The following is a 7,132-nucleotide window of genomic DNA, read 5'->3' as shown; positions in this document are numbered from 1 at the left end:
AGCGGCATACCGCAGCACTCTGGGATGAACAGACACAAATCCTCCTGATGCGTCGCGATGTCATGTTGATGCGGCACAACCACGGACACATCGGATGTCTTTGTAGCGCAGTCACCGCAAGCCCGTCCAGACGCACAGCGAGATCGCAGTGGAGTCAAGTGATAGGATGACCAGCCACAGGCAGGGCCCTTGCTTCATCGCGCGGGTGTGAAAGTTTCTTGATTCACCGAGGCGGCCACGCACGCTTGCAGCACCGAAGCGTCGTAGAACACGCAGACAGACGGCGTCCGCCTGATGAGTGCGGCCGCACACCACGCCGCAGACGGCCGGGCCGCCCTTGAGCTTTCCGATCCGCCTTGGCAGCATGCCAGCCGATGCGGCACAACATGGACGCAACATCCCATCACTATCGGACCGAGCGCACGGATCGGCGCTCACTGTTGACGGGAACATCAACGTTCACCGATCGCGCGCACAGATGTGTGGGTCTCGCCGCGCCTACATCGCCGAATAGTCGCCTGATGAGCGCCACCCGCCGCCCTGCCTGCCACGACGCTCAGCCCATCCGGCTCCCTCCCGCTTCCCCCGCACACCGGCCTCCGGTAACGATTGCATGACGCAGAATCGTGATATAACTTAATGCGGGCGCGAACATATAAGACGGGGGTCGTGAGGTTCGTGGACATTCAGCCTGCCCGGCGTGGACAGCCATGAGTGCTGTGGTGCAGGGCTCCCGATCGACGCCCACGGCCTCGCCGGCCGGCTTCACCGGGCGGAACCGGCTGCTGACCGCGGTACTCGTGGACACGCTCGGGTCGGGCGCGTTCCTCCCGCTGTCGTTCCTGTACCTGTCCGAGACCACCCACATCCCGCTGGGCCGGCTCGGCCTGACGATCACGCTGGCCGGCCTGATCGGCTTGCCGGCCATGCCGCTGACCGGCCACGTGGTGGACCGTGTCGGCGCCAAGCCCGTCATGGTGGCGCAGACCATCGTGTCCGCGGCCGGCTTCTCGCTGTACTTCCACGTCTCCGGGTTGCCCGTGTTGATCGCCGGTGTCGCCGTGGTGACCTTGTCCGACCGGATGTACTGGGCGACCTGGCCGGTGTTCATCAGCGAGCAGGTCGGCACGCAGGAGCTCGACCGCTGGTATTCCCTGATCAACGCCGCCAGGAGCGCGAGCCTGGCGGCCGGCGGCGCTCTCGGCGCGGCCCTGCTCGCCGCCGGGGGTACTTCCGGTCTGCGGGTCACGCTCGCGCTGAACATCGCGTCGTCGCTCGTCGCCGGCGCGCTGTTCGTCTCGGTGCGCGGGACGGCCGGACCCGCCGCCACGCCGCGCCGACACGCCGTACATCCGGCCGGCGGACGCTCCGGCTGGCGGACGCTGAGCCGCGACGGGCGCTACCTCGTTCTGACGCTGAGCAACACGCTGCTGACCTACGCGTGGCTGATCCCGTCACTGATCCTTCCGCTCTACGTGGTGCGCTACACGGTGCTGGCCGCCTGGGTCGCGGCGGTCGCGCTCACGGTCAAACTCGCACTCGCCGCCGTGCTGCAGCCGATCGTCGCCAGAGGACTGACGGGATTGCGCCGGACGACGACGGCGTTCGTCGGTGCTTCGGCCTTCCTGGTGGCGGTGATCCTGCTCGCCCTCGCGTCATCGGTGTCGACCACCGCGGCAGCGTCGGCCCTCATCCTCGCCGGGGTCGTCTTCCTCGCGGTGGGAGAGACGGCCGCCGGTCCGGCCGAAACCAGTCTCGCCGTCGCCGCCGCACCCGCGCTCTGGCGGGGCAGGTACGTGTCGGTGTTCCAACTGTCCTGGTCCGTCTCCGCCATCACCGGACCCGCGTTGGTCGGTTTCCTGCTCGGCGTCTCGGCCACCGCGGTGTGGGATGTCTTCGGCGCACTGGTGGTCGCCGCCGGCGTCGTGCTGCTCCCGCTCGGACGGCGGCTCCCGGCCGCGATCAACAGCAAGACCCCCGCCACCGTGCCGGGCCCCGCGCCGGCCGACGCGTCGTGATCAACGGAAGGACTTCGCAGACATGAGGTCACACAGACCAGCCGACTCCGCGTCGCTCGCCCGCGCCGTGGCGGACGCGGTCGTCCTCAAGGCGGACGACGGCGCGCAGGCGGCCAATCCGTATTACTGGCACCGCGCGCAGGACCAGCTGGCGGCGGTGCTGGGCGAGATCACGGCGTATGGCGACGCGGACCTGTCGGCGGCCACCGCCGGATTGCTCGCCGATCCGCGCAGCGTGGCGGCATGGCAGCGGGTCTGCGATCTCGTCGCGGCCTTGGACGACGGGCCGGGCGGCAAGACCGAGGGCATTGCCCTGGCGGCGTGGGATGTCGTCGCGAAGTCCCGGCTCGGCTACCACGTCGGCGACGAGTACGACCCGGGCACGCCGGCCGACGAGGGCTGGCGGTCCTGGCCGGCGGCCGTACCAACCCGGACCTCGTACGCAGAACCGCTCGCGCACATCGTCATCCCGTTCCGGGACCGCACCGAACACGCCGTACGGGCGCGCAATCTCGCCGCGTGCCTTGCGTCGCTGGGCGACCAGACCCAGGACCGCTCGCTCTATCGGGTCACGGTGGTGGAGTCGGACGACGCGCCCCGCTGGCAGGAGCTGATCGAGCTGCACGCGGACGAGTACCTGTTCGCGCGCAAGCCGGACTCGTTCAGCAAGTGCTGGTCGGTGAACGCCGGCGTGGTCAACACCAGCCGGCCGGCGCCGCTCGTGTGCATCCTGGACGCCGACGCGCTCGTGGACGCGGACTTCGTGCGGCGCAACACCGACAGATTCCTGCGCGAGGGCACCGGGGCCCTGTTGCCTTTCCGGAATCTCTTCTACCTGGACGCACCGGCGTCCGCGCGGGCGATCGCCGACCGGTGCTCGGCCCGGCTGCCGGATGCCGACCCGCGCGGACTGCGGGGATTCCTGGTACACCGCGCTCCCGGGGTCTGCATGTGGCTGCGCCGCGATGTGTTCGACGCGGTCGGCGGCATGGACGAACGGTTCGAGGGCTGGGGCCGGGAGGACATCGACTTCGTTCTTCGGGTGCAGCTGGCCACCGCCTTCGACATCTACGACGACCGGATGCTGCACCTGCACCACCCGTCCTCGGCCCAGTTGGACAACGGCCACACCGTCAACGCGCACATTCCGCTGCTCTCATGGGTCCCGGACGGACCGATCGGCCGACTCGACCGGTACCGGGACCGCTGACACGCGACCGGAAGACGGGCGTCCACGAGGGAGAACGTCATTGCCGTCCACCAATCTGCTCGCCAGTTGCACGCTTCCCACGATGTACGGGGACTTCGCCATGCACGTGTTCGGCGATGCCGAGGGCCAGGAGGAGGTCGTCGCCCTGGTGCACGGCACCGCGGGTGACACACGTCCGCTGGTCCGGCTGCACAGCGCGTGCTTCACCGGCGACATCCTGGGGTCCCTGCGTTGCGACTGCGGGCCGCAGCTGACCGCCGCGCTTCAGTTGATGGCCAAGGAACCCCACGGCATCCTGCTCTACCTGACGCGACACGAGGGCCGGGGCATCGGACTGGCCAACAAGGTCAAGGCGTACGAGCTGCAGGAGCGGGGGCTGGACACGGTCGCCGCGAACGTTCAGCTCGGACTGCCGGCCGACGCGCGGGACTACACACCAGCCGTTCGCACGCTGCTCCAGCTCGGCGTGCGGGACGTGCGGCTGGCGACCAACAACCCGCAGAAGATCAAGGCTCTGGCCGCGGGCGGGCTGACCGTGGAACGTGTGCCGCACGGCGGTTTCGTCAATCCGCACAACACGGATTACCTCAGGGTCAAGGACATCCTGATGGGGCACCTGGACGCTGCGGGCACGTCCGTAGGCGACCGCGAGCGTGCGGAATGACGTCCACCCCGGTCGCGGTCCTGGGATTCCAGTGCGCGCGCCCCGGCGCGGGTGCGGAACTGACCCGGCTCAACGTAGAACTCGGCATGGCCCTGTCCATACCGGACCTGATGCGGTATCAGGTGCTGGTGCGCGAGGGCGACGATTGCGCACTCTGCGTGTACTGGCTGTGGCGCGATATCGCCCATCGTGACGCGGTCTGGGCCGATCCGCCGGCGGCCCTGTCCGGCTTCTGGGCGGCCGCTCGCCCGCTGTGGCGCGCAGATCCGGATGTGCGGCGCTTCCAGTGGAAGCCGGCGCAGGACCGCGACCTGTGCCCCGCCGGCTCGGGAGTCGTGCTGGACGCGGCCGCCGAGGCCGACGGGGAGCAACTGATCAGCATCGACGGCGGGGCGGCGCTGTCCTGTCGCGCCGCCGCAGGGCGGTTCAACCCCAGGCGGTGGACGGCCGTCTGGCAGAAACCCTCGAACCAGGAAAGGCACGGGCAATGAGTCTTCCCGACAAGTTCATCGTCAACCTCTGCCCCACCGGGATGGTGCCGCGGCGGGCCAAGGTGCCGAACGTCCCGATTACGCCGGCCGAGATCGCCAAGGACGTGCGCCGCTGTTACGAGGCCGGCGCAGGCATGGTGCACCTGCACGCGCGCGACGACGACGAGGAGCCGACCTGGCGCGCGGAGCGCTTCACCGAGATCGTGGATCAGGTGGTCTCGCTCACCCCGGACATCGTGGTGGTCGTGACGACCAGCGGCCGGAACTGGTCGGAGCTGGAGAAGCGCGCCGCGTCGCTGACCGTGGACAGCGCGGCGCGGCCGGAGATGGCGTCGCTGACGCTGGGCTCGATGAACTTCGCGTCGGGTCCGTCGGTCAACTCGCCGGAGACGATCGCCGGGCTCGCGGCGGCGATGCAGGAGCGCGGCATCGTGCCGGAGCTGGAGATCTTCGACGTCGGCATGGCCAACTACGCGAACTACCTGATCTCGCGGGGTGTACTCAAGCCGCCGTACTATTTCAACATCCTGTTCGGCTCGATCGGCACCGCCGAGGTGAGCGCGGCGAACGCCGCCGCGATGCTGGCATCGCTGCCGCAGCCGTCGACGTGGGCGTTCGCCGGCATCGGCCGCTTCCAGCTCGCCGCGAACACGCTGGCGCTCAGCCTCGGCGGGCATGTCAGGGTCGGCTTGGAGGACAACCCGTACTTCGACTGGTCATCGAAGAACGCCACCACCAACGCGCGTCTGGTCGAGCGGATCGTGCGCATCGCACGCGAGATGGGTCGGGAGCCGGCGACGCCTCAGGAGACCCGGGAGATCATCGGCCTGCGCCAGATGGTGCGGTCGTGACCGCATCGGCGGCCGGTACGCGGCTCGCGCACCGCTGGCACACCGCACGCGACTACGACACGTTGGCCCGGCGCATCCAGTTCCGCAACGCGGAGCTGGTCGCCGGCCTGCATCCGCAGCCGCACGAGGTCGCCGGCGCGTACGAGATCGGCTGCGGCACCGGGGCCTTGACCGAGGCGCTGGTGCGGCGGCTGCCCGTCGCCGAGATCGATGCGGTGGACATATCCGCGGACATGCTCGCGGTCGCCGCCGGCAAGCCGTGGCCGCAGCGCGTCCGCTTCAGCCAGGGCGCGTTCCCCGATGTGCCGCGGGAACGGCGATACGACGCGGTGTTCTCCAACGCTGCGCTGCACTGGATGCACCCGCGCTACCCGGAGGTCTTCGCGGCGATCAACGAGTTGCTGGCCGACGGCGGTCTGGTGTGCGCCGCGACCGCGGGCCGCACGCCGGCCACCGAGAGGTTCGCCGAGACGTGCCGTGCCGCGCTGGCCCCGCTCTCGGGGCTTTGCGAGCCGGACGAGTTCGAGGCGCGCCGGTTGACCCTCGACGAGGCCGCCGAACTGTCCCGCGCCGCCGGATTCACCATCGACGACGCTTTTGTGCTGGAGCGCACGGTTCTGGTGACCACGGACACCTATGCACGCTGGTGGGTGGCCAGCGGCGGGCCGTGGACGGCGACCCAGGTTCCGGCCGAGACGTCGGTGGACGCGCTGACCACGGCGCTGGGCGGTGTCGGCCGCGAGGTGGAGCTGGTTCACGCCAGCGTGTTCCTGCGGCTGCGCAAGCAAGGTCCGGTGGAACGTGCGTGACGTGCTGCGCGACCGCCAGCAGTGGGGCATGGAGGCCATGGCCTCCACCGGCAGCTCGGCGGCGACGCTCGCGGCGCTCGACATCCTGCGGGAAGGCGGCACCGCCTTCGACGCGGCCATCGCGGCCTCCGCCGTGCTGACGGTGGCGGTGCCCATGGCGTCCGGGGCCGCCGGAGACTGCGCCGCCGTGTTCCACGAGGCCGGATCCGCCCAGGCGTGGTCGCTGACCGGCCTGGGCCGCGCGCCCTCGCGTGCCACAGCGGAGGGTTTCAGAGCGCGGGGCAGGTCGACGGTGCCGACGTTCGGCATCGAGTCGGCGACGACGCCGGGTCTGCTGGGCGCATGGTGCGCGCTTCACGAACGGCACGGCACGATGCCGTGGCCGCGTCTGCTCGCGCCGGCCATCGCGCTCGCCGAGCGGGGAACCGTGGTGACCGCGCAGACGGCCCGGTGGATCCGGGAAAATATCAGCATCCTGGTTCAGCCGGAGTTCTCGGGTCTGTACGCGCCGTATGCCGCGGCCGGCGCCGTCGGATCGCGGCTGCCGCAACCGGGTCTGGCCACGCTCTATCGGCTCCTCGCGTCCTCGGTGGACGCGTTGGAGGCACGGCTCGACACGAGCGTTCGGCAGCTGAGCGACCGGCTCGGGGGCTTCTTCGCCGAGGGCGATTGCACCGTGCGCTGCGGCGAGATCGTGCCCGCTGTCGCCGCGCAGGTCGGCGGGTTGGATGTCGCCACCAATCCCGCCCCGACGCAGGGCGTGCTCCTGCTGCAGAACCTGGTGCTCTACGAGCGCCTGGCGGGCCGGGTGGGCGCGGATTCCGCGACGGGCGTGCACCTGATGTCAGAGATCGTGCATCAGACCTATGCCTGGCGGATCGAGAACCTGGGCGATCCGGCCTGCGCGCCGGTGCCCGACCCGCTCGCGCAGTCGCAGCTGCGGGACCTGAGCGAGCGCGTCGATCCCGGCAAGCGCAGCGCGACCAGGTACGCCGGGCACTACAGCGACGGGGACACCACGCATTTCGCGATCGTCGACCGCGCCGGCAACAGCATCAGCTGGACGCAGAGCCTGGGGCTGGGGTTCGG

7 protein-coding genes are annotated in these 7,132 nt (G+C 70.1%); all 7 read left to right on the top strand.

Going from position 1 to position 7,132, the window contains the following annotated elements; genetic code table 11:
• The first annotated feature begins 710 nt into the window (after positions 1 to 710).
• Complete coding sequence (locus KGA66_RS27230) at positions 711 to 2,018, top strand: MFS transporter (protein WP_211472143.1); 1,308 nt, start codon at positions 711 to 713, stop codon at positions 2,016 to 2,018.
• A gap of 22 nt (positions 2,019 to 2,040) precedes the next feature.
• Positions 2,041 to 3,228, top strand: a complete 1,188-nt coding sequence (locus KGA66_RS27225) for a glycosyltransferase family 2 protein (RefSeq protein WP_211472141.1) — start codon at positions 2,041 to 2,043, stop codon at positions 3,226 to 3,228.
• A gap of 40 nt (positions 3,229 to 3,268) precedes the next feature.
• Positions 3,269 to 3,892: a GTP cyclohydrolase II gene (ribA, locus tag KGA66_RS27220; protein WP_211472139.1), complete on the top strand. Its 624-nt coding sequence runs from the start codon at positions 3,269 to 3,271 to the stop codon at positions 3,890 to 3,892.
• Complete coding sequence (locus KGA66_RS27215; RefSeq protein WP_211472137.1) at positions 3,889 to 4,383, top strand: hypothetical protein; 495 nt, start codon at positions 3,889 to 3,891, stop codon at positions 4,381 to 4,383. The genes ribA and KGA66_RS27215 overlap by 4 nt, the downstream gene beginning before the upstream one ends.
• Positions 4,380 to 5,234, top strand: a complete 855-nt coding sequence (locus KGA66_RS27210) for a beta-keto acid cleavage family enzyme (protein WP_211472135.1) — start codon at positions 4,380 to 4,382, stop codon at positions 5,232 to 5,234. The genes KGA66_RS27215 and KGA66_RS27210 overlap by 4 nt, the downstream gene beginning before the upstream one ends.
• On the top strand, positions 5,231 to 6,043 hold the full coding sequence (locus KGA66_RS27205; protein ID WP_211472133.1) for a class I SAM-dependent methyltransferase: 813 nt from the start codon (positions 5,231 to 5,233) through the stop codon (positions 6,041 to 6,043). The genes KGA66_RS27210 and KGA66_RS27205 overlap by 4 nt, the downstream gene beginning before the upstream one ends.
• The coding region (locus KGA66_RS27200; RefSeq protein ID WP_211472131.1) for a gamma-glutamyltransferase at positions 6,036 to 7,132 on the top strand (1,097 nt) is incomplete at its 3' end. The genes KGA66_RS27205 and KGA66_RS27200, both read left to right, overlap by 8 nt.

The organism is Actinocrinis puniceicyclus (assembly GCF_018283645.1).
Lineage (GTDB): Bacteria > Actinomycetota > Actinomycetes > Streptomycetales > Catenulisporaceae > Actinocrinis > Actinocrinis puniceicyclus.
The sequence above is the reverse complement of the archived record's forward strand: the minus strand, read 5'-3'. Positions and strand labels throughout refer to the sequence as shown.

Bases quoted from the DNA above. Each gene is read 5' to 3' on its own strand.
- KGA66_RS27210 (WP_211472135.1), top strand. From the start codon at position 4,380: ATGAGTCTTCCCGACAAGTTCATCGTCAACCTCTGCCCCACCGGGATG.
- KGA66_RS27215 (WP_211472137.1), top strand. From the start codon at position 3,889: ATGACGTCCACCCCGGTCGCGGTCCTGGGATTCCAGTGCGCGCGCCCC.
- KGA66_RS27225 (WP_211472141.1), top strand. From the start codon at position 2,041: ATGAGGTCACACAGACCAGCCGACTCCGCGTCGCTCGCCCGCGCCGTG.
- KGA66_RS27230 (WP_211472143.1), top strand. From the start codon at position 711: ATGAGTGCTGTGGTGCAGGGCTCCCGATCGACGCCCACGGCCTCGCCG.